Origin of the sequence: Haloarcula ordinaria (assembly GCF_029338275.1) — an archaeon.
Taxonomy (GTDB): domain Archaea; phylum Halobacteriota; class Halobacteria; order Halobacteriales; family Haloarculaceae; genus Haloarcula; species Haloarcula ordinaria.
The window spans coordinates 2,786,316-2,811,389 of the sequence record NZ_CP119789.1; the positions used below are offsets into that span (position 1 = coordinate 2,786,316).

Sequence of the window (25,074 nt, forward strand, 5' to 3'; positions counted from 1 at the left end):
GTTGGAAAATGGGGGCGGGGTAACCTCGGGAAGAAGGAAAGTTATGGCGAAAAAGGCACAGGGTGTGCAGAAAAGCACGTGAAAAAGAACAGTCCATGTGAAATTCACATTAGTCGAGTGTCGGAAATCGCTGTTAGAAACCAAACTTTCAGAGTATTGACGATGGATTTCAAGATTCCTTAGATTTCGGAGGATCTCAGCGGTTTACCATACGAATCGCCCTTTTCGACACCAGTTCTCAATGGGTGTTGTCATACCAAAGTGGTTGTGTGTATGAGGGGGTGAGGGATTTACCCTCCTAAGAAAAGTGATAAATTTAGCAGATACGAGTCAACGGAGCTTTCGATCTGGATGCAACTCAGTCGCCGCTGGCTTCCGCACTCTCCGGTACGGGGTGGTAACATAATCACCTCAGCTAATAGCCCTACTCTGTTTCTCTCCACCGCTCATAGATTTACCAAGTCTCGGAATCTACAGCTACGATAGCATGTGTATAAGTTTTCTATCTGTTCTTTATAACTTAGTAGATCTTGCGGTTAGATGTAATGGAGCACAATACGACCACAATTATGTGCGACCACCGGGCTGACGAAGGGATTCCCAAATTTAGGAATCGACATTTATCGTGCAGGTCGAGCCGTAACCCGTGAACCAATGCACGCTACCTGCGAACTCGACTTGACCGATTTTGGAGATGCAGATACGTTTCGTAGTCTCCTCGAAAAACATGGGCTTCGGTACGATGGCATCCGGATCAACGGACACAGCCTGGAACACTCGTGGGTCAGTGTGCAGGAGGAGAATATTCAACTCTTCACCCAATGCAACCCAATCGACGGTGCTCATATCGATCCCCGCGCGGGTGACCGTAACCCGGGGTATGCATCGTATCTCAAGATCTCCGGAGAGATTTCACTCGCTCGTTCCGTGCTTCGTGACGTGTTCAGGGATGCAGAGTACATCAAAGGAATAATTCAGCAGCTAATGACTGATGACGGTACTGTAGTGGACGTTACCGAGGAATAAGTGCCGTACAGCGAAGGTCTACTTTGGTTCCGTGTTCGGTGCTACCACCGGGTTCGACTCCCGGACGGGACGTAACTATGCAGCACACAGAAACCATCTCGGTGCAGCCTGCGTTCGACTGCGACAGTCTGACACTCCTCAAGCATGCTGGCGGGGAAGCGTACACACTCATCGAAGAACGGTCGAACGGGCGTGTCCGGACGTGGTATGCACGTCGGGGTGGAGACCGAACGATCAACCAATGGATCACGGTTGACCGGAACTCAATCAATGCTCCAAACGGAGAGCGGCACGTTGAGCGGCTTTTCCTCATCACCACCAAGGACGGTACAACGACTATCCATCGGCCGAGATACGAGCGACCAGAGAAGAAGTCGTTCATGGACGAAAAATACGCTCATGCAGGAGTTCGCGGCGTCAAGTCGTGGTGCCGGGAACGTATCCGCGAGCTTAGGGAACCAAAAGTGACGCGTGTCCGGTACCGTGTCACTCGGGACGTACTTGATGCGTTCGACCGTGTATGGCTGCTGGTTGTTGAGGTTGACGTAGACGAGGATGGTGGCTGGTCCGGGAAAGGGGAAATGCAGCGCCTCGTACCATCTAACGAGTGACAGAGGACGCGCCGCTGCTTTTCACGGATTACCGTAATCGACCCACTGGGTACACGACGCAGGCTTGGGAGACTGATCGATGGCCAGCAGGGAGGGCGTACTGAGAGTACGACCATATCGCAAGTAGAATTCTCCTTGTCGACAACCTCATCTGTTGATCTAATGTGCACACTCTCAATCGGGATCTGTCTGAGTGACGGGATGTCGGATTCTGTCGAGCGGAATCTCCCGGAAACAGCGTGTGGTGCTCGTTGACGGCGTATTTACATTCGACACCTGGGGTGTAATCGAGGGGTAGACTAACGACAAGAATTCTGGACACCCCCCGTCCCCCCACACCCTGTTTCCAGTGTCATTCATATCGTTGAACGTGTCGACAGCGCAGAACTTCGTTCAACGTGGCTCTGTTGAAACCCTCTTCACGTCTTGCGATTTGCTGAGAAGCCAGTTTCGCATCTGATCGATGAAATCCGGTGGGAAGAGCGACTCCTCTCAATGTCTGTTCTGAAGGATTTCAACAGAGCCTTCAACGTATCTCTGTGATCACGAACAGCCACGTATTAGATCCTAGTACGTGGTCGTTCGTGATTCCGGTTCACCACACGCCACAGATTTCACCCTATATGAGAGAAATGTCCGACTCGACTCTGCGGTTCTGTTGATCCTCATTCGTTGTAAGATACTGTTTGTTGGAATGTTGTTTTATCTGTTCTTTATACGTAATCTCTCCAAACGTGTGGATGTAATGGTGCACCCACTTGACAAAGCACGCGACGCAGCAAGCAGCATCCACACGAGCGATATCACCACGGAAATCGTCAAAATCGACACTGTTGAAGACCGCGAATACCACGAGCGAGTCTTCGCGTACGTCGAGATCAAGCATCCGGAACTGGAGCGCTTGGTCGCAAAATACGACGTAACGCGTGGGTGTGTCCCGGACCAGACAGACGAAGTCCGCGAGCACGTCGAGCACCACGTCAATCCGAACAGCTACGGCCTGTCGTCACTGGTTGACGAGCACACTCTCAGTTTCACACCTAATGAGTACCTCGGCAACCCCGACGACGACCTCATCGACGCTGTCCGAACCGCAATCAACGCGTACGACTACCACGAAGCCGTCTGTACAATCCTCAGCGACGCGGAGCGAGCGTACTGGATCCTTAGCTGCACAGACGGCCGCGACCCACGCGCAATCGTGGACGGTATGTAATGACAGCCGTGCAGCGATGTTCGACGTTTGACCCCGGCGCGGTCGCGCACGGGAGGTTCGACTCCTCCCCGGGCTCCTCAACCGGCACACGGCCGGTAGACTCGCCCCATGACCCGGAACATGACGCGGCAAGACCTGATCGACCATATGGAATCAATCAAGGGACACACCCCGTACGAACTGCACCCGACCGGCACGCACCTCGTAGAGAGACCCACCGAAGCGCCAATAGCGACGACCGACTCGGAAGTCTACGTGCTGCGCGACGACGTCACCGAGTACGAAGCCCGGTGCTCGTGCGGTGAACGGTTCAGTTCGTGGGAAGCTGCGACGCAACACGCCAACGGGAACGATCACCCACAGTACTGACCGAGACGCTGTTATTCGGCACGCTTCGTGCTTGGTGCCCATGCCAGGTTCGACCCCTGGACGGAGTCTCACCCGACGCAAGTCGGCACTCGACCTATGACACGAGACATAGACGACACTGACCGCGAATACGCGTTCCAAGAACTTCCCGTCCGGTACGTCGTGAAATGCAGCGACGACCGTGTCGTACCGAACCCGGAAGAAGGCAGCGGCGTCAGCCGGCACCGGTTCTACCACGCGGCCGCTGACGCCGCCCGCTCACGCTCACGTGCTGAGGATCTGGTGTTCGCCGTGTGGGACGTCGAAGCCGGAAAGTTTGTCACAGGACCGGTTACGGACGTGTTCTCCCGCGACGACTTCGGCTGCCCAGTGTGCGGCGACGAGTACGACGGACGGCTGGAAGGTGAGCTCGTCACGTACGATCACAAAGAAGCGAACCCAGACTGGAACGCTGACGATCCGCTCAGCGGACCGATGCGGACTCGGACATGCGAAATCCCCTGCGAAGACGATCCGTGGGCACCCGACAACTGGGAGGCGTACCTAGAAGAGCAACGGGAAATTCAGGCGGAAGTCCGTGAAAGCGAAGCGAACGTAGAAGCGCACCTGCGGAACCGTGGGTACTAACTGACGGATGCGACGCGAACTGATCCCTTCTGGGAACCCGCTTACTCGTGTACATAAGCACGTACAGTCACACGTACACGAGAACGGACGTCAGTACGCACTCACACCCACCCGGCAGCAGATTTTCACTCGACACCCGGTGTGTTCTCCCCCCGACTAGAATTCTGGACACCCCCCGTCTCCCACACCCTGTTTCCAGTGTCATTCAAACTCGATGGGGCTTGACACTCGCCTCATAGATCGCACCGTCCACTTGAACGGTGCCCGGGTGTGCAGCAATCAAACGCCGTACTCCTGGAGTTTCTCCTCGTACCACTCGACCCCGCGGTTCGCAATCCGTGACACCGTCGTAGCCGGCACTCCGGTCGTGTCCATAACGGCACGAACCGATTCCCCGTTCTCTCTCCGTTCGATCACCTCTTCGACGATGTCCCACTCGTGATCGTGACGCTCCAAGTGGCACTTGTCCGCGGCGAACGTGAGGCCGAACGGGACAGTTCCCTGGTAACATCCGTTCTCACGCCGCTCACGTATTGCTGCCTTCGATTTCTTAATCTCTTCTTCTTTCGTTTTGCGTTCAATTCGCCGCTGGAGGTCGAATGCTAAGGAGTTCTCCTCAACGTCATCGCTCACGAACACCATCTCCACGTCACCCTGAACGCATGCGTGTTCAATCACGGAGAAGTACTCATCACGAGCGACGCGACGGTCGTCGTACGCAACTATGAGGTCAAACCCACCGTTCCGGAGATCTTCGACAGCGGCTTGTACGTCTTCGCGCTCGTCGAGTAGTTGCTTAGCATCCTCGTCCCGTGTGAGTGTGCTGAATCCTGTTTGTACCCCCAAGTCCAACGTTTCAACGGTGCCTGCAAGCTCCTCAGCGACAGCTTGCACGCTTTCCCGCTGTTGCTCAAGTCCAATGTCCGACTCGGTTCCCTTCGACTTCCGAATCCATGTGAGGGCTTTAGCCGTCATTTTCACCCTTTTCTGTTTCGACGGTGAATTCGACTTCGGCGTCCGTACCGGAGTCGGGGTCGGTGCTGATTGTCCATTTCACGACGGCATCGTCACCTGTGGGGGCGTTCGTGATTGCGAGCACCTCTCGTGGGATCGTAGAAGCGTAACTGTTCTGACTTCTTTGCCACAATTTGGTGGTGAATTCGAAGGATTCGCTCATGTGCTATTGTATGATGCACTGAGTGTTATTTCCCTATAAGGGACAGATAGGGTCGGACAGTGTTCCGTACCCCCAGATGTACGAAACACCCCACCCCAGTCTATGAAACAGTGAGATTGGGAAGGGATTTTGACAAACCACTTGAAAGCCCACAGTAAGACTGTGATAGGATGCCAGCTACACAGACGATCACCATTTTCGACGGGTTAGAGATCAAGGTTGAACCCGTCGAAGAACCTGACCCTGTGTATTTCACGAGCGACGAACCGGAATTCAACATCCACTTACGGAACAACGACGCGGAATACGAATTCTCAGAGGGTAGTGCGCTTCTATGGACCATCGAAACGAATCCGATGCAAGTCGTGCACTCCGGAGAGGTTGAATTTGGTCCGTTAGACCACGGTGAAGAAACGACGGTGACTGTCGGTGGGAAAGTACTTGCATACGAAGGGCACGGTGTACTCGGAGTCGCCTCTGGAGCTTCCGGGACCAACGATTCACACCGTTGGGAATTGAATGCGGGCAGACGGAATTCAGCGGACCCAGCGTACAGTTTCTCTGTGTGGGATGAGTCAGATTATAATGCGTCTATTCGGCGTCCGAAACGGATGCAACTCGCTATGGTCGGGACGTCTGTCATTCTGATCGTATTCGCTCTAATCCAAATTCTCCTTGCAATGGGCGTCTTTGGATAGCGGGGTCACCACTCAGATAATCATATTCGAGAGCATCGCCGTCTGGGGAACTGTTTTTAATAATGCCCTCGAAGTTTCTGCAAGGAATAGTATGGGGCTTGGACGTGACCTTTTCCAGACTGTCAAGTGGGGGAAGTCTATGTTTAGTAGCCGGAAAGCGGACCTGATTAGCAGCGGCGGAGGAGCGTCTCTCCTCTGGATACTTGTCGCAGTCGGCCTGTTGGGACTGGAGCTGGGGTACGCGAACAATCTTGATATACTCCAACTGAGCGGGATCACAGTACTAATCGCGGGGATGGATACAGGAACGCTACTCACCTTTTCCTACATTTTCGACCCTCTCATCGGGGATGTGTTTGGCCTGTTCGGCCTACGAGCAGTACTTACGTTCCTCGCAATTCTGTCTCTCCCAGGGTGGATGGTTAGCTACTTCCGGGGAATCCGAAGCAACTGAACTTGTCAGACGGCACTGGTGCGCGCAGTTTGGACGTTCTAGAAAAGATCGACCGGATACGATTCCATGGGCCTGTCACGACCAATCCCCGCGTATCACGGTTCGAATCCGATTTCAAGATCAACTTTCTGGTGAACTCCGTAAGGATCGACGAATTCCATCGTTTTCGTCCGGATAAACCGACTCACTTCCCCATGGCGAGGCCTCCAGTGCGCCATCGCAACCCCCTCTGACTCTAACAACATCCCTCCAACAAAGTTCACGACTCCGGCAACGAGCAGCGCAATCCACCAGTCACTGGGGGCCGCCAGAACCACGGCCGCTACCGGTAGCGACGCGTACATCGTGAACGCAGGCACGTTGTATAACCGCCACGTCTTCATACTGAGAAGATACGCAGCCATGCCGTACGTGCCGAGCAGCAGTCCAATGTCACCGTACCATACAAGGAGTCTTGGAGCCTCCTCTAGGCTCAGAAACGACACATTAAGTGCTAACACGTTCGTGAATACGGTAACTCGACTAACGTAGTATTTCTCGACGGTAATTCCGACGACCAGTAACCCGAACACTGGGAGATTCGGCCCGAATATCCGTACGAACGCATCAATCAGCATATTCCACATTCCTACGAATAGGCGTAGTAACTTGCGGTAGTACACCTGAGGTGATTGATGGAGCAGCACCGAACTTCTCCACAGCTGGCGACCTTTTTCTAAAACCTAATCAATTGACTTCGTGAGAGAGAACACGAGGAAGGGAATCAGAAGCGTTGCAATCACTCCCTCAAGACTTGTCAGGAAGCGACCGAGCAATCCAGAAAACGTTTGACTCGGACCGAATACCAGTGTCGCAAATGCTTGCAAGCTTAGCGTAATTCCAGTGAGGAAGTTGCCAGCTGTTGTCCCAGTGCCGCAGAGCATCCCCGTGTAAATCAGGGCGAATACGCTGATGGTTCCAGTCGCAATCAGAATCGGCCGGCCAGGGTCTTCTCCATAGCCGCAAATCCAGTCCAGTAACCGTAGTTCGAGCCATTTGAACAAGGAGTCCCAGTGCCGGTTCTCACTCCATCTGTCTCTAAGAATATCGCCTCGATACTGCATTTCACGTTTGTAAAACCCGGCACAGGCATCTTCTTGGTTGGAAGCTCCTGCACTGGCTCGTGCTGATTGGTACGTCTGGTATGCTTCCAGTTGGCCGGGTTCAAACTCTGTGGCTTCAAATTCTGGGTTGACATTCAATCGCCAATTGGGAGCGAGTTCGGCTGTGTAGTCGTCGAACGGGAAATTGTCGAAGTCGGGAGCAACAAAATATGCCTGCTGTAGATCGTCGCCGTTGGTATTGTGGAAGTGAATGTTTCCAACGGTAGTTTGATAGAAGACAAATCGGACCCTGCCATTGTCTGGTTGGTGAAGCTCGCCCTCCTCAAGGGACCCCCCAATAAACTTGATTTCGGCGTCCTTGTCTACGGAACTTCCTCGCCAGCTAATATCGTGTATGTCGGTGTCTCTAAACCTCGTGTCCCCGATATCGTTCTGTTGATGATCGCCATTAATTTTGGCCTCAACGAGGTTCAGTGAATGAATCTCACAGCCGGTGGTGGCGAAATCTCTAATGACAGAATCGGTGAACCCGATTGATCCATATTCGCCTTCGCTAATGTGGAGCGACGGGAGATCGCAGGACTTGATATGGAGTTCATCCACGTAATCTGCTGAGATGACGAGTTGATCGACATCGATATCAAATATATCCACTTTGTCCGTTGTGACATCGCTGAACCATGCCTTCCCGCAGGTTGTCTTAGAAGCGCGGAGTGCTTCCTCGAACGTTCCTTGAACCCACAGTTCCTCGTCAATAGTTGCGGCATCTAGAACCAGTGTGTCCATTGCACAGCCTGAAATCCGCAGGTCGCCGGTCACATCTGCATGCGCAAGCCCTACACCTTGGAGTACCGAGTCTTCGATTTCGAGACCGTCGTCAAACGTTGAATCTTCCAGAAGGAGCTTGTCCCCGAACTCTGCCTCACTGATGGTACAAGAACACTCGAACGTAGCTTCTTGACCATCAACTACTGTCCCAAACGTCGCATTATCAACGGAAAATTCCTCATAAAAGGTCGCCTCGGTCAAAATCACGGAGAGATGGGCGTTGGGACAGCGGAAGACATCGATATGTGCTTCGTGGAATCCAGCACGGTTGATCTCGGCTTCTGTAAAGTCGATCTCGGCAACTGTCAGCCCTTCCCCGTATATTCTGTCCAAATCCGACATCACTGCCGAAAATGTGCCGTCAACAGTGACGCGTTGCAGGCCTAATGCGTGGTCAAACACGGCATGGGAGACGTCAATATCAGTAAACGTACTGTAGTCTAGCAGTATGGCGTTTCGTATCTGAGAGTTCGCAAATGAGAGTTGTTGAAATTCGTTTGCCCGCAAGTTAATCGGCTGGTCTGCTGTGTTCCGGAGTGAAAGAAAATCCAGTGGCAAATCATCAAGAGCCGCTCCATGCAATTCATTTTCTTCACCCCGGAGGATATCCTCGATAAACCGTTCTCGAAACTCCTCTTCACTAACCCCTGCAGTATCTCGCCCGCCGCTCGACATGTGGAATATACATCGCTCAGTATTTTCTCCGTATTGCTCGTGGGGACAGTTCCACGTCCAGTGATCAATGATATCTACCCCGTGCTCCTCCTGCCAGTCCTGCGAGTCAAATGAATATGTACACGATGCCATGTATCCAGAAAATACGATGTTACCCCTGAGAACATTCGGTGCTCATATAAAACCCAATAACTGACCGTTTTTGGGCAAAACGAGCGCTCGCACGCATATCGTATTGCTCATCTTCGGTATACAGTAAGCCTCTATTGTCAAAATCTATGTGGGATGTGCCAATGATAGCGAGCTTACTCGTGTTCCTGTACAGCCGTCTCCAGTTGGAAAAGTGGCTGTACGTCCGACTCGGCGTATTCACGGACCGCTTCGATTTCCTCCAACGTGGCTTCACCGTCAAGGATTCGGAGGCCGAGATTGGGCATATCGCTCCCGTCAATTACGTTACCGTCAAGCCGAGTTTCAACGGTCTCAATATCGTGGTATTGTAGTGCGGACTCCAGTTTGACGTTGAATCCAGCTTGTCGCTTTACTTCTGTGAAGAGGTCATGATGATTGACCACGTCAAGAATGAGTTGCAGATCATCGTGCGTAGTATGGTGACCACGACATTCTTCAGTAGTACGTTCGGCACGGTGCCGAATTACCGGGATGTCGTAGAATTCGCCGTTGTACGTGATGAGGCGGGCGGGACGGCGTTCTCTGATCCACTCTATGAATCGGTCGAGTAATTCGCGTTCGTCGCATAGTGATGGCCCGCGGCGGAACAGCACATCTGTTTCTACGTCCCCCTCCGGCGACCTGTACCCGAGAGGTATGCAGAATAATGTCCAGTGTGTTGGATCCGCGAAGTCGATGTCGGGTTCTGGGACGAGGTTGATCGTTTCTATGTCGATTGCGATGGTTCCGGTGAGGTCGTCGCGTCCGCGAATCTGTTGAGTCGTATGCGACCGAGGCTGGCTCATAATTCTGGAAATCCAAAGAAGATATTTAAACGACAGCTAACCGCCGTGTTGTGGGTCTATCTCTATAGTTTCGTGTGCTCGGATGAGCTGCTCCAGTCGTTGATTCTCGTCGTCACTATACGTATCTCGGATATGCTCGGTCAGCTCGACAGAGTCTGTGTCGCTTTGCCCTGTTACGAGCTCATAGACGAGTTCGCCGCGGTCTGTGATCCTGTACGCTTCGATTCCACCAACTCGATCAGCGAATCCATGCCAATACATTCGGTAGAGGATGTTGCCGATGAATTCGGGTCGGAAGCCTTGTTCTTCCGGATCGTACGGGAGGCCTTGGGGGTCGTCAGCAAGTTCGGATGGAACGACTACGTCTTGTTCATTTAGCGCTATGAACCCGTATTTCTCTTCAGTGGACACCCACGCGAGATCGGGGAGAAATTCATTGTCTGGTTGGTGATTCCAAGATGTGAGCGTTAATTCGTGGAAGGTGTCGTGGTGGTTGCGGACGTATCGGTCAGTGTGCCATGCGGCGACTAATCCTCGCTGGGTGATTTCGAAGATACCGGACTTATCGATGACAGCGTATTTGAGGTAGCCCAGGTCGCGGAGAAACCTGATCCTCGTACCCATGTAGTCTTGGTCGCGGTCGAGTTTTGCGGCGATTGTCCGTGGGTTGTGTCGTCGCCCTGTAGCGAGAATGTTCAGGATTTTCAGGTCGGTTGGGGTTGTAAGCGCATTTCGGTTCGACATTATGACCGGGTTCTCCTTGGAGCATTATAAATTTCAACGACATCTCGTGGTACGCTGAATTGGTATGCGATTGCGACTGTATCGGAACACACCGGAAATTTATAAGTGCGTGGTTGTTAGGACCGGCTACGCACTGCCGACCGCGACTCTAATCGGGCTCAAGGATTTACCTGAGTCTGCGTATGGAAAACGGTCGGGAGGGCGGCCAATCAAACCAAGCTCGCTCCCGACACATGAAGGTACATACACACAACCTTAAAAACGACAGCTCAGTCGATCAGCAGCAACTGAAGCGAAGGCAAGCAGCTGATAAGTACACAGTCGAGACTGCGAAGGAGTACCCACCGTGCTCTGGTACGACGTTTTTGATTCGTCGCTTCTCTGATGGGGGTGCGGATTATGCCCAGTGACGGTGATGGCGATGGTGCTTCGGTAACGAATTGGAGTGCGGTACATGGCCTCACAACTGGAGAAGCAGTTCAGAAGGTGAGCGACTTCTATCCACTCTCGCCGAAGGAGGCCGAGAGTGCCATTGACGCGGCGATTGACGCTGGTGACATTGTGGAGGACGATAGCGAAACGTATCCCCGGCTATACGTACCGGGTGCAGATGGTGAGGGGAGCAATATTGGTGAAGAAGATCAGTCGGATATTCCCGAGGAGGCTGTCGTCCAGTGTCTCAATGAGATACTTGACTGGTATCATAGAAAGGTAGATGAGCCGCTGCCAATAGACGACTGTGAATATGACTCCCCACGAGAGTACTACAATGAAGCTCGCAGATGGACTGATAAAACAATAGACGAAAAGAAGCTCGGGTACGCCCCACCAAACCACGTAGGTGAACTCGCTGACAAGCTACTGATGGAGGGGTACAGCCGTGATGAGATCTTAGCGACTGGGCTGATTACCGAGAACAAATACGGTAGCCTGCAAGCGATATGGAACGGCCGATACGTGCTGCCGTACACGGACAAGGAAGGGACGCTCACGTTTGCGATTAGTCGGGCTACTGATCCCGCACATCCGAAAGACTGGGCTGGAAGGTCCGGTAATGATGACACTCCTTCGAAGTACCACAAAATCCCAACGACAAGCGATGAGGTTGTTGTCGAAGAACCGATCTATGGGCTAGACTCCATAACACTGGATTCGGAAGAAACAGAGGTCTTTGAAGGCGATACTGTCGAATCATCATCCGATAAGTCGGTACTGATCACAGAGGGAATTGCTGACGCAATTACCGCTCATCAGCGCGGACATCCGTGCATCTCACCGGTAACAACTCAATTCAGCAATAACGACATGGAGCGGTTAGCATCGGTTCTCTCGGAATATGGGGTGACTCGCGCGTTTGTCGTACAAGACGCCGAACGTCCGGGGTCCAGTGTTGCTGAGCCATCGAACACCATGAGCGACATCCACACCGAACAGTTCGGGTCAGGTGTGAAAGGTGCGGTAAAAACCGCGTTGCGGCTGTGTGAAGATGGAATTGAGACACAAGTCGGGGAACTTCCGCGCCCGGGGTTGGATAAAGTCGATCTCGATGATTTTCTCACCCGGTGGCAAGGGGATTTAACTGCAATTCTCCGAAGTGCGAAGCCCCCATCGCAACATCCGGCTTCGAAACCTGTGAAACCGACCCTCGAACAGGTAGGACAGCAAGAGCAGAACGGCGATTCGCCAAGCCTGGAAAGTGACGGGGAACAGTCCGCACTGTGGGACTTAGATATTACTGATGTGACCGGGTGGGCCGTTGGTGATCGCGGAAATAACCCGCTCGGTCATCATGGGGATAGTGAGGGCTATTTCAAAATTTACGAGGGTAAATACGGAAAGGCTGCGTACGACCACAAGCACAAGACCGCGTACAACGCGCTCTCGTTCATTCTCTGCGAAGAGGGTATACGTTCCGCAGGTCGTCCTGGTGGCCAACTTACTGATGAGGAAGTCTGGGTAGCGTGGCGGCACGCAAAGGAACAGGGATACATCGCCCCTGATGATAAGTGCCCAGCCGCGGCTCTGAAGCACATCGCTGTCAAGCATGGCGTGTGCGATGAGACATTGATTGAGGCTGGGTGGAAGCTCCCATACGATTCGTATCAGGACACACTCGACGTTATTGAGGAAGAGTATGATGTGGAGCACGGGCACCCGGTCGGTGGAGAGAACGTTTCGACTATTCCCCTGACCCGGATCCAGAACCTGTCGTGGAAGGAGGCGCGCGAGTTCGCAAAGAAACATGGATTTAACTGGCCGTCGACACAGGAGGCCCGTGATTGGTTAGAAGACGCTGTTGTGAAAACTATCGCCCAACAGGACGATAAGGTCGTTGACGCACCGACTGCCCTCGGGAAAAGTTACACTGTCGCCACGTTTCCATGGCTCAGGCATCGAAGTATCACGGGTGGCGCACCAGTTGTCCACGTACATGCTACGAGGGAGGCTCGTGATGAAGCCTACCACAGTTCGAAGAAGGCCGGGATAGATGCCAAAAAAGTTCTTGGACGGAAGGAGGCGTGCCCGGTCGCTGCTGGAGAGTTCGATGACGAGCTGTCAATTAACGGTGAGCGCGCATCGGAGTGGATCGACCGGCAGTGTGACGGGAAAGGGATCCCACTTAGCGTCGCACATACGATCCTCGCAGAGAACAACGACCAGGGTCGAGAACTCCCGTGTTCACCCGGTGATTCTGAGTGTCCCTCAAAGACCCAATGGCGAGACGTCCCGTGGTACAATCCCGGGAACGACAATAATGGTTTTGGGGGATGTGGTGGGGTTTCTGGGATGGATAGCGCTGACGAGCGGAGAGTTAGGTACGACGTCGTACACGCAACACACCCGATGCTGTTCGTGCCGTCGATGACGCGGGATACTAACATCGTGATCGACGAGCTTCCAGACTACTCGTTACGCGTTGGTGATGGTGACCGTGAGGGTGGGCTTTCGATGGATCAGATTCAGAACGCCGTGACTGCGTATCTCCAAGCCATTGATGCGCCGGTCACGAATTGGGAGGCATTCGTGACACTCGCTCGCTCGCACGGGGATGAGGAATTCGGTGAGCTGTATGGGGCTCTACGAGACCAGTACTTCGAGCTTGAGGAGGCTATTGAGGAGCGGTCTCCGCCGCTTGACTGGTACATCGAGGAACCAAGGGCGCACGTACTGAGTCGTGCGGTGATTGAGTGCATTCTCGACGCGTTCAGCGGCGAGATAGACAGGAATAGCCTTCGCCACGGAACGACGGTACATTCTCTCCCCAGAATGGATGACGAGGGTGCGCGAGTTCGAGTGTCTCTGGTCATCGACAATGACAATCGTGTGAAAACGATTCGGCAGACGCCGGATCTGAGCGGTGCGCGAAGTGTCGTGGGCCTTGATGCACATCCGGCGATGCCACTCTGGAGACTGAATAGTGTTGAACACATTGAACGCGCAGAGATACTCGATACAGACGAACGACGGTTCTGGCGGCTCTTCGAGCGTGGCCTCTTTGCAGTGCAGGTCGGTGACGCGACTCGACCCCTATCTGGCGATAAAGCCAGAGAATGGCTCGGGGAAGAGAAACTGGACGTTTTGCTTGATGACCTTGTCGATGAAGGATTAGAAACTGCGATTACGACGACCCAAGTTGAGCGAAAGTTAGCATCGCTTCTTTCGGAAAACGGTGTGCTCAATCCCGAGACGATGCACTACGGTGAAGTCAGATCACGGAATGACTTCGGAGATGAGGATGTCGGCTTCGTAAACGGTTGCATGGACCCAGGCGACGGGTTCGTGCTCACAGTATTATGCGAGTATGAATGCGACGCTGAACCGGAGCAGACAGAGTGTGCGGGGTGCAGCGGAAAGGGTTGTGAAGAGTGCGATGAGACCGGTCACCGGCGTGCTCGTGGACGTGGGTTTACTGGGCCAGATGCCGCTACTGCTGGCGCGATTCTCGCATCCGTCCGGGAAAATGAAGTCGCTCAAGCCGCAGGCCGATATGCTCGAAATGCGGACGATCCGGACGACCGGGCCGTCGTATACGTCCGAACGGATGCGACACCGACGGGGTTCGCAGATGTACAAGTCGGCGGTGTGGAGTGGATAGCGACACGGAAGCAAGTTCGAATTGTGGAGTCGTTACAGTCTGACGACTGGCTGTCAGCAAAGCAAATCGCGGCAGATCTGGATGTGTCGAAGCGTCACGTGCTGAAGACGCTGAAGAAGCTCCGGGACCAGGGAGTAGTTGACTGCCGGAAAGGTGAAGGTCCGTACGGTGCGGATCTATATCGGTCTATTACCGGGAAAACGACCTCGCACCTAACGGATCTCGGGCCATCGTTGTCTCAGGGTTGTGAGTTAGACGGGTCAATGTGGTCGCTTATTGTTGAGGGCGCTGACACGGTCCAACAAAATGCCGTGTACAGTTCTCCTGAACCGGACGAACTGTCTGGAGGGGCCCTTGGACAGTTCACTTCACCGCCAGCGAGGGAGTCTGTCGACACGGTATCTGAGAACATCACGGCGTTCGACAGGGGTGAATCAGCGTGACGCGTGGAACAGGACGTTGGGTTCGAGCGAACTGGCATCGCCTAACGGGTCTACCGACACCAGATAGCAGCTCGTGGATGCTCCGTGACACGCCGATCAGCCTAAGTACACTTAAACAACTAAAATCGCGGTCACTCGTTGAGCGAACTGGTGAGGAGTGGGTCGAAGCGACGGCAACAAAAAAGCGGACGAAACAGATGACGTACCGGACAAAGCGTCACAACAGTGTATTCGATAACATCGAAAAATATGCATCTGGATCGCGCAAGACAGCAGAGGCGTTCGCTGCTCGTCCAGAAGCAGATCTATTCATAGTCGAAATGTTCGCATCAGGTCGGTCGGTGGTTGCTCGGAATATTGAGCAACTCCAAGACAGGTTGGACTTAGATATACAGGTCATCGGCGTTGGCGTCAAAGACCCGAATGAGTACCCGGGTGAGTTTGTTGAGGTGCCACGCGCGGAGCTGGTAGACGTCTCCTCAACGGTGTGGCGTATGGCTCCGGATGAACCGGACTTACTGACAGTCCAGATCCCGAAGTCACACCCCATGGCTGTGGAGCTGTTTGAATCTTCAACAACGGGCCATCCTCAGTACATAGTGCCACATCCCCGCCGGCTTGATCCGTGGATTAAATTGTTCCTTGTTGATACAGACGAGGGAGATGCCAAGAGCGAGTGGAACAAGAACCAGCATTCACTCGTACAGTATACCGCGGAGAATAGCAGTGTAGTCGAGGCAAACAACATAGGATCTTCCTCCACAATAGGCGGTGGACAGACCACTCTGAAAGAGTTCTAATCTTCTATCTTTGTTGATGTACTGGACTTTGATAGGTTCAGTAACGGTGCTGGAAACACAGCACGGTGGCGGACGTCAATCTACCTCGGATAGTCTCTCGACTCTCTATGATTGTTGGTTCACCCTGAGATTATCTCGATAAAGTCTCTCCCTGAAATCTCTAACCGGTGGCTCTTTTTGAATCCTCCCAAAAATCCAGTTTCTCGATGTGATGCCGTTGATGTGACCATCAGTCGCTCTTCGGCATCTTCAGTGAATGCGTGCCCTCCTGGGGCAGTTTGACTAATCCGATATGCCTTATTGAGCAGTCTCCCTGGGGATTCGCCATCTACAATTAACAGTTGTGGGTGGATGGTGCCACTTTCCTGATAGCGTTTGACGTGCGCATTATCCGGATGATTGCTCAATTTTGACTCAACGGTCTCACGCGCATCTGGGGGGAGTTCCGAAACAACGACCCGATCATTATGATCTGTAGGAGGAGATTCGCCGAGAAGCGGTCGGAAATCCGTTACTCTGTTTACTGTGAAGTAGCCGATGATATGTCTGTGAGGCGTCCCCGAACCAGGAGACGTCAACCCAGTGTAAAATGCCAAAACATCTCCCTGATCTAGCTGTTTGATCTGGTTTTTATTTGCTGTCTTCACCTCCCCGTAGGTGAGTTCGGAAAAGTTCGGGTCCCAATGGATTGGATAGGACTCAAGTTCGGCACCCTTTACGGTATCTCCTTCTCCCTCTCGTGGCATTATCTCGTCCAGTACATCAGATAGTGTATCTTCCGAGGCACTGACTTGGCGTAAATGGCCCTCATCGGGTTTGCGGCTAATAGTACCAAAAGTACCGCATTCTGAAGATTCGTATGCCTCAGGGATAGGAACGTACTCGAAGCTTCCGTCTTGGTATACTTGTGGATACGGGCTGGAGTTAGTCTGGTCCGCCCCGACGCCAATGAGTGCAACAGTCACAAGGTAAAGTCATATTGTTACAATAAATTATTATCCCTCGACAGATAGTTTTGGCCTGTGACTGGGTCTACGGTTGATGAACCGACTGGGCGGGTAATGAAGTTCATTCATGAGGGCAAATCAGAATTGCCGGTGAGGGACGTGAAAGCAAATCAGAAAAAGGACCCGGCAAACGAGCCCTACATAGAATATGGACTGGAACGGGAATTGAATGACGGGAAAATAATCGGTGCAGAAAACTACTGGGCGAAATGCTATCAGAGTGCTGTTAAGAAAGTGGTTGAAGGCGATGAAGAGTACTTATTCTTGGCATCGTATCCGAACCATGGAGGCGGAAATGCATCTGAAAATCTCATTGTCGGATACATCCGACACGATGATCACGAATGGCGGACTGAAGATCGGGTTAGCGTGATTGGCGAAATGAAGATGTATCCGTTTGAGCATGGTATCCCTCTGAGCGAGTTCGGTTACGTTCCCACAAAACGGTCTCTTGGGCCGCATGGACGAGACTTGGATGTGTCTGAAACTCGGGAAGTTCTCGACCACTTCAGCCGAATCTCAGATGTTACTGAGGAGTGCCTAGAGCGAACTCTGAAACTCGAATCCGAAAGTGGCTCTGGCGATACTGATGGATGCTGATCGACGGGTGGAGATCGGACAGTGTTGACGACGAACTGCTGCACCTAATCTGTGTATGGGATAATAGGTTGTTCGGATATCTATTCTGGCCTGTCCGGTCCACTGGGGGGTTGTATGCGAGTCCTATCACTATCTTCAATGTAGCACGGTAGCGTGCTCACCCCCACTACCTACTCATCGTGCGTAGATCAGGATCTCTTTTCGCACCGATAGCGCTGGGACAGGGACGGGAAAAATCTCGCATTAAACTGGCTCAAATTACGTCTAAGCCTCGTTCTTTTTCGTGTTTACTTCATCAACGTAGTCGTACAGTTCACCTTCAGTGACGATGTTTGGTCCGAGTCCTTCTTTGTCAGTCTCAATCACCGTCACTGCCGTATCGTTATATCCTATTACTACCCACCAATCACGCCCCTCTACTTGACAGGCCCATGCCGCATTCACAAACAGGCCTTTGTCTGTTCTAACCTCTGCAGTCTTCAACTCCCACGTGTCAGGATCGAATTGTTTCAGTTGGTCCAGTGGAGCTGAACGCTCTTCGGCTCTCTGTTGAACGTGATCGGGATCAATACGAAGTTTAGTCGGTTCATCAAGTACCGTTCTCACTCGATCAAAGAGTGAATCTGGTCCAGTTAGCACGTGGAACCTTGCTGTCTCAAATTGGTGGCCCATAGGACACTGGATTGTGCCCTTGCAAGATAAACTACTGATTGATCGATGGAAGGTACTGGCGGCGTTTCCGTACGAGACTTAATCGTATAATCGTCTCTTTGCCTCAGCAAGTGTCGTGTATCTCCGTTCAATTCTTGACCCGCATTTCGGGCACTCTCGGTTGACTACTCTCTTCTTTCCTTCACCGGGTTTGGGATCGTTCACTTCCGCAATTTCGCCCCTCATTTCTGTTCCACAACTTGGGCAGTCCATAGGCTATCATACCGACAGAGTGTAAAATAAACTCGGTTGCTACGGGAACCTGCCAAACCCTTCGCCAGTTAGCAACACGCACTAAGTCTCCTGACTGGACATTCCGACGATTCACAAGAACCACAAATCCGATAACTTGGTAATGAGATTGCTGAGTATGGCGTTAGTTTCCAGCCTTCCCTCTCGCCCCCTGACTGACGATGAACTCTATGCGCTTCACACCAGCGGGAAGTTCGTTGCCGTTGTCCCGGTCAATGCCGTAACGGACCCGGACAAAGACCGGCGTAGATCGTTAGTTGTGGGTGCGATCTTTGTCACTGAAAGCACCATTGTTTCGATTGAATATCTTCCAAATAATCGAAGTTGGTCGAGGGTATACCAAGACGAGAACAAGCCGGAGTCCAAGAAAAATGCGGAGGGCTTCGTAGACTCGGTTTTTGACGAGGCTGAAGCTGCTCTTGAAGAAGCAGCTGCCGAGATGGAAGCGGCCGGTGATGTGAGTGAGGTAATTGACCGCCAAGTGGATTCTGATGGAGAGGCAGCTTTACGCGATGCGGCAGAATTCGGCGAACTTCTACAGCAACACTACGACGACGCCACCTAACCTTGGACAAGCAATCTTGAGCGCTGGCTGGCGTACAGATTCCGTTCTTTGGAGGTGTGGTATACCTTCCTGCGAACCGTCGCACCCAGATGTGGGTCTGTTGTACGGTGAATTGAGAGTCTCACCGTTATTTACATTGTGTGAGTCCACTTGCTTTATGGGACCTCGAAATACAATTGCTCCTCTCACCACAGAGCATCACTACACAGAGCCAATCGAAACCGAACCTACTCACTCCGGAATTGAGCGGTTTTACCACTGTGTTCCGGTGGATTGGTTCCTCGTCATCTCCGGTGTGATCGACGCATGGAGTTACGAGTTTTTCTTGGAACACAAGGACCTCTTTGAATTAGGTTATTCAGTCAGAGCAGTTGAATTCGAGTACAACGTAGACAGAAACCCTGACGGTACTGGGAAACCGTTTCACATTTTGTTCCGTGGTACTGAGGGGGAAGAGCGGAAATGCTATCCTCGTACGCACTACCTCCTTCGCCTACTGGAGTACGACGAGGACGTCTACGAGGTGGTAGCGGTGAATCCGACTGATATTCGTGATGGGATTCTGGTCGCCATCCAAGAACGATTGCCACATGTCCCCAACATCAAGTAGGTTCTCCAGTATGGTGAAATCCACTTTCATTCTGCGGAGTAGTTATTTACAGATGCCAAGTACAACCTGCATGTAATGAGTACCCCGCGGTCTAATGGCTCGTATACTTACGACGGCCGGTTAGTGTTCAATGGGTTATACGCAACCGAGATTCTCGACCCTGATTTCGACTTAGAAAGGACCGTTGAAACTGGTCTCAAGGATTTCTCCCGTGGTACCAACGATGAACCCGGCAGCGGCTACCATATGCTGGATTTTGCTGACCGAGTCGCAGAATCACCGGACATCAGCCGCCAAATCAAAACGGAAACCGAAGACATCTACGGAATCCGGTATCGATACGAACAGTGGAACGAACGCGAAGTAGCAACGAGTAACGGCAATGGGACCGAGTACCGCCATGTTCGAACAACGGACAGTGTGGACGTCTACTGGGACTCTCCGAACTATCTGTTCATCAAAGGCAACAAGACCGAAGCGCGGCAGGCAGGCAGCCTTATCGAGTCGAAACTCGGTGATTATATCCGAACGCGCGAAATCGGATTCGCCTCGGATTTCTTGCTGTGGATCCTCTCACAGTACAAGAACGGCGAACAACTCGGTGACGAACTCTCCGCGAAACTTCTCAGTAACGCCCGGATTGAGGGGGAAGAGGATCGTTTCGGCAGGAGTAACCGAGTGGACGACTCCACGGATATCGCAAAGGCCACGACGATCCTGATGGGAATTCTCCGCGGGAAAGAAATGGCATTTGTTGAAGGGATTTTCGGGATGCACGGCAAGTTCGTCGCTGCTCGAATCGAAACCGGCGGAAGAATCCATATCAAGGCTGAGCAGGATATCGACGGGTCCAGTCATCTAGAACGTATGGCCTTGTCAGTCAGCTTTTTGAGGGAACTACTCACCGTGTACGACCATTGGCAGTCCCTCCCCCCGGAAGACAAGTACCCGCCAGTTGAATTCTTCAAAAACCTATACGAAGAATGCGAACGGCAAGGAGCAGAAATCACGTTCCCCGTCGATGACGTCATCAAACAATATCGGCAGAAGGGTAATCGGAAGGAGTACAAACAACGGCAAGCTGGAATCGCAGAGTTCCAATGAAACCAAAGTATCGCCATAAATGGGTTCGCAATCGTCCCGCTCGTATGGCTAACTGGGCGAGGTAATGCATGGGATCAAGTAGTCTCCGTCGGACGCGAATTCCTGGCAACGGACAGCGGTTCCGTAAACTGTCCGACCTCTCGACCAACGGGTTCGGCCTGTCTGAGGTAAATGAGCGGACAGTTAGTGGACTCTGCGATGAATACCCGTTCGACGGGCAGTCAGTGTACAGCGGGTTCATTGATTACTCTGAGGATGCTATGTGGGGAGGTGGTCGAGACATAGAACTTGAGTTCGAATTCCGTGACCAATCGAACCTATTCATTCTGGATACGGAAGTTGACCTTCCTTCTGTCGAATCTGTGATAGAGAAGCTCAACGCCCTCTCCTCGGACGACGTGAAAATCTATCGTTCATTGACTGTGCACCGTGAGCGCCTCTGGGATTTCCTGCACAACGCCGACAAGATCATCGAGATTTCCTTGATTGGAGATCAGGGGACCGAAGTTTCGTTCGAAGAGCTGAGATCTGAACTTCACGAAACCGGACTTGAAATTGAACAGTACCCGATAGAATCGGCTACTGTCGTGTTCTCCTACGAAGGAGAGCAAGTCCTCACACGATACACCGATGGGACGCTATCCGTCCATAGCGATGTCCCAGAGGCTACTGAGTATCTTGTTCAACTCTTTGAGCGCGACGTGATTGCAGAGTCTGATTAGCTTCACCGACTATGCCAAGGGACTTTCTCAGTATCGCTCATCTACGCGCGGAATTCCGGCCGTTTCTGTCTGAGTACAAATCGTCGATACTCGCGTGGGGGAGCGGAATTCTTGGCACCGTTCTCTGGATTGCATCGTCTGTCCTCAGTTCCACACCCGTCGCAATATCTGCAGCCGGGATGTACATTGCCCCTGCTGTCGGGTACTACCTAGCGTATCGCCCGTTTGGGATTCAAATTGATCTGACGCCGATTGCTGCTGTTGATGGAGAAAAAGAACCCGATAAGGTTGCTGAAAGTCGAGGGGAAGCTATACTTCGGTCAGGTGAATGTGAGATCCGTGGCGGTGTCGTAGTCTCTGAACGACTGGACTCATTCACTATTCAGTTCGATGTCCCAGACGATATTCGCGTTGAACTCCGGGATATTCCATGCGCTGAGCAAATGTATGATCCTGAGAAGAAGATCCTCAGGGCAGATGATGTGTCTGTCTATCGATTTTCGATTGTACTGTTAGTGTACTTTGAAGAGTACGTGGCCGGGCAGACGTACGAGTATCCCCTCAAAATACGCGACGGGAATGGTGGAAAACCAATTCAATCGATAGACTTGGTGACGAGGTAGCGTCAGCTCACATGTCGAACGCGTCCCTCCGCAATTCTCGCTTGTCTGCTTCTGACCGGACATCGTAGTGTTCATCGATAGTTGAGGGAGATACGTCACATCGACCTGACACGAGGGATTTGTCGTTCCCACGATCTAACCACGCCGATATCGAAGACCGTCGGATATCGTGCGGTGACACCGTCTCAGAACACATCGACGCGCGTTCCACACCACAGTTGCATCCTGGTTCGATTCCTCCGCAATCAGTAAGTTTGTAGACACGTCGGCGAATAGTTGATCGACCTATCCGGCCGTTCCCGGTGGAGAGTAGTGGATCGCGGCCATGTTCTCCGGTGCTTACTGGCCGCCGGTCGTCGATCCACGCCCGCAGGACTTCGCATACCCACCCGTGCAGGTTGATTTCGCGTTCGGAGTCTTCTAGATTCTTCAGTGGAGTGTCGCCCTCGGGGCGATGCGAGATGTTCACCCATCGTTCGTCGAGATGGACGTCTTTCACATCGAGTCCGCGTAGCGTCCCAATCCGCATTCCGGTAGTCCAAAGCATCGACATAATGACGTGATCGAGCGACGCGTATCGGTACTTTTCGAGTTCATCAAGGAGAGCACCGACGCGGTCCGGATCGATGCTTCGGTCGCGTGACTTCCCATCTCTCTTTGGGAGGACGATACTGTCTGGGACCGATTCTTCGACCCATCCCATGCGGTGCGCGAACCGCAGCATCAGTCTCACAACCGACAGCTGATTGTACATCGTGTTGCTGTTCAGATCTGAGCTACGGTAGCGCCGAAACCGCGACAAGTCGATAGGGTCGAGTTCCCCTATCTTGTCAATTTCGCCGGTCCCTTGGCACCACTCACGAAACTGCTTGAGCTGGTACCGGTGGTTTTGGACGCTTGAGTCGGAGAGCTCTGACGAGCGTTCGGTCAGGTACGATTCAATCGTTTCTGCGATAGTGACGGACATGGTTGCGATTCGTGCCCGGCGTGCCCGACCAGCGACGCTTCGGATAGGGGAGGATGCATCTCTCACGTGGTCTATTCGGGTTACTAAGGCCCCTTCACCCACCGGCGGAACGCCCGCCCGGACCCGTCCGTCGAAGACGCAACGGAAGCCAGGCGGGACCCGCGGGTGGAAGCGCAGACGACGGCGGGGCGGTTTACCGCCGTCGTCGAGAACCGCGAAATCGACCGGAACGCTGGCCGGCGGTTCGAATCCGCCCCAACCCATTTCTGACTTCTCGCAACGACGAGCGGAGCGGGTCGTCTGTGAAATCGAGATGGTCCGGTGGGTTCGAACCCTGCGAGACGAACGCAGTGAGTCTCGCTTCGGTGAGAATCCGCCCCGACCTTGGCAAGGTTAGTTCACAACCAGTCGCAGAGGCCCGTTCGTTATGCCGCTTCGGGCCTACGGAGCCAGTAGATGGGAGAGTCACCGCGTCCAGAGACTGCGCCCGAGGCCCCCGCGCCGCCAGCAGACGGACCCGGGTGCATCGTCTGGCATCGCCGCCATCTCCGAACGACCGACCACCCCGCCCTGACGTACGCCACACGGGAGTACGACACCGTCCAGCCCGCGTTCGTCTTCGACCCGCAGTTCTACGGCGACGACGCCCTGGCCTGCGACGCTCGCAAACGCTTCCTCCACCAGTGCCTCGCGGACCTGCAAGACCAGTACGAGAGCCGTGGCAGCCGACTCACCCTCGCTCACGGCGACCCCCTGACGATACTGGAAGCGTTCGTCGACAGTGGGTGGGACGTCGTCGCGACCGCCGACCCGGCCGGGCGGTACGGACGCGACCGCGACGACGCGGCGGCCGAACGCTGTGATGTGACCTTCGTCGACGCCGACGGGCTGGTGCGAGGCGCCGACGACACCAGAGCGAACTGGAGCGACCAGGTCGAAGCGTGGTTCACCGCCGACCAGGAGACGTGGAACGAGGACGCCGTCACGCTCCAGCACACCGCAACATCGGTCAGTGTCGACGCCGTCGAGACGGCCTACGACGTCACCCCGCAGAAGACCGACGCCCCCCGTGGCGGCACCACGGCCGCACGGAGACGCCTGAAGCATTTCACCCGGCACATAGACGAGTATCCCGGGAGTATCTCGGCACCGTCCGACGCGGCGACCGGCGCCAGTCGGCTCTCGGCGTATCTCAGGTTCGGCTGTCTCTCCGTCCGCCAGGTCTACCAGTACGTCGACGAGCACGCCGTCGACGGCCGTGGGACGGAGATGTTCCGGTCGCGCCTGTACTGGAACCGCCACTACAACCAGAAACTCGAATACTGGGCTGGCTGGATGGACACGGCGGTGAACCCGGTGCTGGAGGGGTTCCACGCGGACACGCACGACCCGGCGCTGGTGAAGGCCTGGAAGCGCGGCGAGACGGGCTATCCGATGATCGACGCCTCGATGCGCTGTCTGCAGGAGACCGGGTGGTTGAACTTCCGGATGCGGGCGATGTGTGCGTCCGTCCTCTGTGACCTGCTGCAGCAACCGTGGCGGGTCGGTGCGGACTGGTTCTACTACCACCTCGTCGACGCCGACCCGGCGATCAATTACACGCAGTTCCAGACCCAGGCGGGCGTCGTCGGGACGAACATGATGCGTATCTACAACCCGCGGAAACAGGTTCGGGACAACGACCCGGACGGGGAGTTCATCACGCGGTGGGTCCCGGAGCTGGACGCGCTGCCGGTGGCACACCTGGCGCAACCAGAGAAGACGCCGCTGCACGTGCAGGCCGAGTGTGGCGTCTCTATCGGCGACGACTACCCGTACCCGGTCGTCGACTACGAGCGGGCGCGACAGGCGATACTGAACAAGATAGACGCCGTGCAAGATGCTGCACTCGCCGCACTCTCCGAGCCGGAGGTGGCCCGGCGGGCGTCGCTCTCACAGCGCGGTCGCTCGGACGAGTCCTCGTCTGAGCGCGATTCGTCGGCTCCAGGGTCCGGAAACGAGGACGACGGGGACGATGACAGCACGCAGAGCTCGCTGTCCTCGTTCTGACGCCACAGGGCCAGAACCAC

Annotated in this window: 25 protein-coding genes; 16 read left to right on the top strand and 9 right to left on the bottom strand. The window is 53.7% G+C overall.

Translation table 11 applies throughout. From position 1 onward, the window contains the following. Positions 1–654 precede the first annotated feature (654 nt). From P1L41_RS14655 to P1L41_RS14675, 5 genes are all read left to right on the top strand, one after another. Positions 655–1,026 carry a hypothetical protein gene (locus P1L41_RS14655; RefSeq protein WP_276296471.1) on the top strand — a complete coding sequence of 124 codons (372 nt, stop codon included), beginning with the start codon at positions 655–657 and terminating at the stop codon, positions 1,024–1,026. A 77-nt stretch (positions 1,027–1,103) separates the two neighbouring features. Beyond that, positions 1,104–1,637, top strand: coding sequence for a hypothetical protein (locus P1L41_RS14660; RefSeq protein WP_276296472.1), 534 nt, complete (start codon positions 1,104–1,106; stop codon positions 1,635–1,637). A 745-nt stretch (positions 1,638–2,382) separates the two neighbouring features. Next, entirely contained in the window at positions 2,383–2,853 is a 471-nt protein-coding gene (locus tag P1L41_RS14665; RefSeq protein ID WP_276296473.1) for a hypothetical protein, read from the top strand. A 108-nt stretch (positions 2,854–2,961) separates the two neighbouring features. Then, a complete protein-coding gene (locus P1L41_RS14670) occupies positions 2,962–3,222 on the top strand; it encodes a hypothetical protein (protein ID WP_276296474.1) in 261 nt (86 codons plus the stop codon). A 96-nt stretch (positions 3,223–3,318) separates the two neighbouring features. Next, positions 3,319–3,849, top strand: coding sequence for a hypothetical protein (locus P1L41_RS14675; protein WP_276296475.1), 531 nt, complete (start codon positions 3,319–3,321; stop codon positions 3,847–3,849). A 279-nt stretch (positions 3,850–4,128) separates the two neighbouring features. Here P1L41_RS14675 and P1L41_RS14680 read toward each other — a convergent pair whose 3' ends face one another. Together P1L41_RS14680 and P1L41_RS14685 are read right to left on the bottom strand one after the other, a co-directional pair. After that, positions 4,129–4,824, bottom strand: coding sequence for a serine integrase family protein (locus tag P1L41_RS14680; protein ID WP_276296476.1), 696 nt, complete (start codon positions 4,822–4,824; stop codon positions 4,129–4,131). Further along, positions 4,814–5,026, bottom strand: a complete 213-nt coding sequence (locus tag P1L41_RS14685; RefSeq protein WP_276296477.1) for a hypothetical protein — start codon at positions 5,024–5,026, stop codon at positions 4,814–4,816. Before P1L41_RS14685 ends, P1L41_RS14680 begins: the two co-directional genes overlap by 11 nt. A gap of 170 nt (positions 5,027–5,196) precedes the next feature. Between P1L41_RS14685 and P1L41_RS14690 the strand changes: the two genes are divergently transcribed. Together P1L41_RS14690 and P1L41_RS14695 are read left to right on the top strand one after the other, a co-directional pair. Next, positions 5,197–5,724, top strand: coding sequence for a hypothetical protein (locus P1L41_RS14690; protein WP_276296478.1), 528 nt, complete (start codon positions 5,197–5,199; stop codon positions 5,722–5,724). Beyond that, the gene (locus tag P1L41_RS14695) at positions 5,717–6,178 is read left to right on the top strand and encodes a hypothetical protein (protein ID WP_276296479.1); all 462 of its coding nucleotides are present in this window, start codon (positions 5,717–5,719) and stop codon (positions 6,176–6,178) included. The genes P1L41_RS14690 and P1L41_RS14695 overlap by 8 nt, the downstream gene beginning before the upstream one ends. A 95-nt stretch (positions 6,179–6,273) precedes the next feature. On the opposite strand, the gene P1L41_RS14700 is transcribed toward P1L41_RS14695, so the two are convergent. The 4 genes from P1L41_RS14700 to P1L41_RS14715 form a co-directional block, all read right to left on the bottom strand. Then, on the bottom strand, positions 6,274–6,795 hold the full coding sequence (locus P1L41_RS14700) for a hypothetical protein (RefSeq protein ID WP_276296480.1): 522 nt from the start codon (positions 6,793–6,795) through the stop codon (positions 6,274–6,276). Positions 6,796–6,900: 105 nt separating this feature from the next. After that, positions 6,901–8,916, bottom strand: a complete 2,016-nt coding sequence (locus P1L41_RS14705) for a hypothetical protein (RefSeq protein ID WP_276296481.1) — start codon at positions 8,914–8,916, stop codon at positions 6,901–6,903. 173 nt (positions 8,917–9,089) lie between these two features. Then, on the bottom strand, positions 9,090–9,761 hold the full coding sequence (locus P1L41_RS14710) for a 3'-5' exonuclease (protein WP_276296482.1): 672 nt from the start codon (positions 9,759–9,761) through the stop codon (positions 9,090–9,092). Between the two features lie 36 nt (positions 9,762–9,797). After that, entirely contained in the window at positions 9,798–10,505 is a 708-nt protein-coding gene (locus tag P1L41_RS14715) for a hypothetical protein (protein WP_276296483.1), read from the bottom strand. A 486-nt stretch (positions 10,506–10,991) separates the two neighbouring features. Between P1L41_RS14715 and P1L41_RS14720 the strand changes: the two genes are divergently transcribed. Beyond that, positions 10,992–15,044: a hypothetical protein gene (locus P1L41_RS14720; protein ID WP_276296484.1), complete on the top strand. Its 4,053-nt coding sequence runs from the start codon at positions 10,992–10,994 to the stop codon at positions 15,042–15,044. A gap of 197 nt (positions 15,045–15,241) precedes the next feature. After that, complete coding sequence (locus P1L41_RS14725) at positions 15,242–15,844, top strand: hypothetical protein (RefSeq protein WP_276296485.1); 603 nt, start codon at positions 15,242–15,244, stop codon at positions 15,842–15,844. A gap of 119 nt (positions 15,845–15,963) precedes the next feature. Here the strand turns inward: P1L41_RS14725 and P1L41_RS14730 are convergent, their stop codons facing one another. After that, the gene (locus P1L41_RS14730) at positions 15,964–16,809 is read right to left on the bottom strand and encodes an Nmad3 family putative nucleotide modification protein (protein ID WP_276296486.1); all 846 of its coding nucleotides are present in this window, start codon (positions 16,807–16,809) and stop codon (positions 15,964–15,966) included. Between the two features lie 96 nt (positions 16,810–16,905). On the opposite strand from P1L41_RS14730, the gene P1L41_RS14735 reads away from it, so the two are divergent. Further along, positions 16,906–17,451 (top strand): hypothetical protein, encoded by a 546-nt coding sequence (locus tag P1L41_RS14735; protein WP_276296487.1) that lies wholly within the window; start codon positions 16,906–16,908, stop codon positions 17,449–17,451. Positions 17,452–17,715: 264 nt separating this feature from the next. On the opposite strand, the gene P1L41_RS14740 is transcribed toward P1L41_RS14735, so the two are convergent. Continuing rightward, complete coding sequence (locus P1L41_RS14740; RefSeq protein ID WP_276296488.1) at positions 17,716–18,123, bottom strand: hypothetical protein; 408 nt, start codon at positions 18,121–18,123, stop codon at positions 17,716–17,718. A 409-nt stretch (positions 18,124–18,532) separates the two neighbouring features. On the opposite strand from P1L41_RS14740, the gene P1L41_RS14745 reads away from it, so the two are divergent. The 5 genes from P1L41_RS14745 to P1L41_RS14765 all read left to right on the top strand — a co-directional run bounded on the left by P1L41_RS14745 (position 18,533) and on the right by P1L41_RS14765 (position 22,038). Continuing rightward, the gene (locus P1L41_RS14745) at positions 18,533–18,979 is read left to right on the top strand and encodes a DUF7964 domain-containing protein (protein ID WP_276296489.1); all 447 of its coding nucleotides are present in this window, start codon (positions 18,533–18,535) and stop codon (positions 18,977–18,979) included. 157 nt (positions 18,980–19,136) lie between these two features. Then, positions 19,137–19,589, top strand: coding sequence for a hypothetical protein (locus P1L41_RS14750; protein WP_276296490.1), 453 nt, complete (start codon positions 19,137–19,139; stop codon positions 19,587–19,589). A gap of 75 nt (positions 19,590–19,664) precedes the next feature. Further along, the gene (locus P1L41_RS14755; protein ID WP_276296491.1) at positions 19,665–20,693 is read left to right on the top strand and encodes a hypothetical protein; all 1,029 of its coding nucleotides are present in this window, start codon (positions 19,665–19,667) and stop codon (positions 20,691–20,693) included. 68 nt (positions 20,694–20,761) lie between these two features. Continuing rightward, the gene (locus tag P1L41_RS14760; RefSeq protein ID WP_276296492.1) at positions 20,762–21,415 is read left to right on the top strand and encodes a hypothetical protein; all 654 of its coding nucleotides are present in this window, start codon (positions 20,762–20,764) and stop codon (positions 21,413–21,415) included. Between the two features lie 11 nt (positions 21,416–21,426). Continuing rightward, positions 21,427–22,038, top strand: coding sequence for a hypothetical protein (locus P1L41_RS14765; RefSeq protein ID WP_276296493.1), 612 nt, complete (start codon positions 21,427–21,429; stop codon positions 22,036–22,038). A 7-nt stretch (positions 22,039–22,045) separates the two neighbouring features. Here P1L41_RS14765 and P1L41_RS14770 read toward each other — a convergent pair whose 3' ends face one another. Next, positions 22,046–23,005, bottom strand: coding sequence for a tyrosine-type recombinase/integrase (locus P1L41_RS14770; RefSeq protein ID WP_276296494.1), 960 nt, complete (start codon positions 23,003–23,005; stop codon positions 22,046–22,048). 456 nt (positions 23,006–23,461) lie between these two features. Between P1L41_RS14770 and P1L41_RS14775 the strand changes: the two genes are divergently transcribed. Next, the gene (locus P1L41_RS14775; RefSeq protein ID WP_276296495.1) at positions 23,462–25,054 is read left to right on the top strand and encodes an FAD-binding domain-containing protein; all 1,593 of its coding nucleotides are present in this window, start codon (positions 23,462–23,464) and stop codon (positions 25,052–25,054) included. Positions 25,055–25,074: the final 20 nt, after the last annotated feature.

What these genes read in the sequence shown, in the direction of transcription:
- P1L41_RS14680 (WP_276296476.1), bottom strand. Translation starts at nt 4,824, where the DNA reads ATGACGGCTAAAGCCCTCACATGGATTCGGAAGTCGAAGGGAACCGAG.
- P1L41_RS14700 (WP_276296480.1), bottom strand. Translation starts at nt 6,795, where the DNA reads ATGCTGATTGATGCGTTCGTACGGATATTCGGGCCGAATCTCCCAGTG.
- P1L41_RS14655 (WP_276296471.1), top strand. Translation starts at nt 655, where the DNA reads ATGCACGCTACCTGCGAACTCGACTTGACCGATTTTGGAGATGCAGAT.
- P1L41_RS14670 (WP_276296474.1), top strand. Translation starts at nt 2,962, where the DNA reads ATGACCCGGAACATGACGCGGCAAGACCTGATCGACCATATGGAATCA.
- P1L41_RS14750 (WP_276296490.1), top strand. Translation starts at nt 19,137, where the DNA reads ATGGGACCTCGAAATACAATTGCTCCTCTCACCACAGAGCATCACTAC.
- P1L41_RS14675 (WP_276296475.1), top strand. Translation starts at nt 3,319, where the DNA reads ATGACACGAGACATAGACGACACTGACCGCGAATACGCGTTCCAAGAA.
- P1L41_RS14765 (WP_276296493.1), top strand. Translation starts at nt 21,427, where the DNA reads ATGCCAAGGGACTTTCTCAGTATCGCTCATCTACGCGCGGAATTCCGG.
- P1L41_RS14760 (WP_276296492.1), top strand. Translation starts at nt 20,762, where the DNA reads ATGGGATCAAGTAGTCTCCGTCGGACGCGAATTCCTGGCAACGGACAG.
- P1L41_RS14735 (WP_276296487.1), top strand. Translation starts at nt 16,906, where the DNA reads ATGAAGTTCATTCATGAGGGCAAATCAGAATTGCCGGTGAGGGACGTG.
- P1L41_RS14725 (WP_276296485.1), top strand. Translation starts at nt 15,242, where the DNA reads ATGACGTACCGGACAAAGCGTCACAACAGTGTATTCGATAACATCGAA.
- P1L41_RS14705 (WP_276296481.1), bottom strand. Translation starts at nt 8,916, where the DNA reads ATGGCATCGTGTACATATTCATTTGACTCGCAGGACTGGCAGGAGGAG.
- P1L41_RS14710 (WP_276296482.1), bottom strand. Translation starts at nt 9,761, where the DNA reads ATGAGCCAGCCTCGGTCGCATACGACTCAACAGATTCGCGGACGCGAC.
- P1L41_RS14665 (WP_276296473.1), top strand. Translation starts at nt 2,383, where the DNA reads ATGGTGCACCCACTTGACAAAGCACGCGACGCAGCAAGCAGCATCCAC.
- P1L41_RS14745 (WP_276296489.1), top strand. Translation starts at nt 18,533, where the DNA reads ATGGCGTTAGTTTCCAGCCTTCCCTCTCGCCCCCTGACTGACGATGAA.
- P1L41_RS14740 (WP_276296488.1), bottom strand. Translation starts at nt 18,123, where the DNA reads ATGGGCCACCAATTTGAGACAGCAAGGTTCCACGTGCTAACTGGACCA.
- P1L41_RS14690 (WP_276296478.1), top strand. Translation starts at nt 5,197, where the DNA reads ATGCCAGCTACACAGACGATCACCATTTTCGACGGGTTAGAGATCAAG.
- P1L41_RS14715 (WP_276296483.1), bottom strand. Translation starts at nt 10,505, where the DNA reads ATGTCGAACCGAAATGCGCTTACAACCCCAACCGACCTGAAAATCCTG.
- P1L41_RS14775 (WP_276296495.1), top strand. Translation starts at nt 23,462, where the DNA reads ATGGGAGAGTCACCGCGTCCAGAGACTGCGCCCGAGGCCCCCGCGCCG.
- P1L41_RS14770 (WP_276296494.1), bottom strand. Translation starts at nt 23,005, where the DNA reads ATGTCCGTCACTATCGCAGAAACGATTGAATCGTACCTGACCGAACGC.
- P1L41_RS14755 (WP_276296491.1), top strand. Translation starts at nt 19,665, where the DNA reads ATGAGTACCCCGCGGTCTAATGGCTCGTATACTTACGACGGCCGGTTA.
- P1L41_RS14660 (WP_276296472.1), top strand. Translation starts at nt 1,104, where the DNA reads ATGCAGCACACAGAAACCATCTCGGTGCAGCCTGCGTTCGACTGCGAC.
- P1L41_RS14685 (WP_276296477.1), bottom strand. Translation starts at nt 5,026, where the DNA reads ATGAGCGAATCCTTCGAATTCACCACCAAATTGTGGCAAAGAAGTCAG.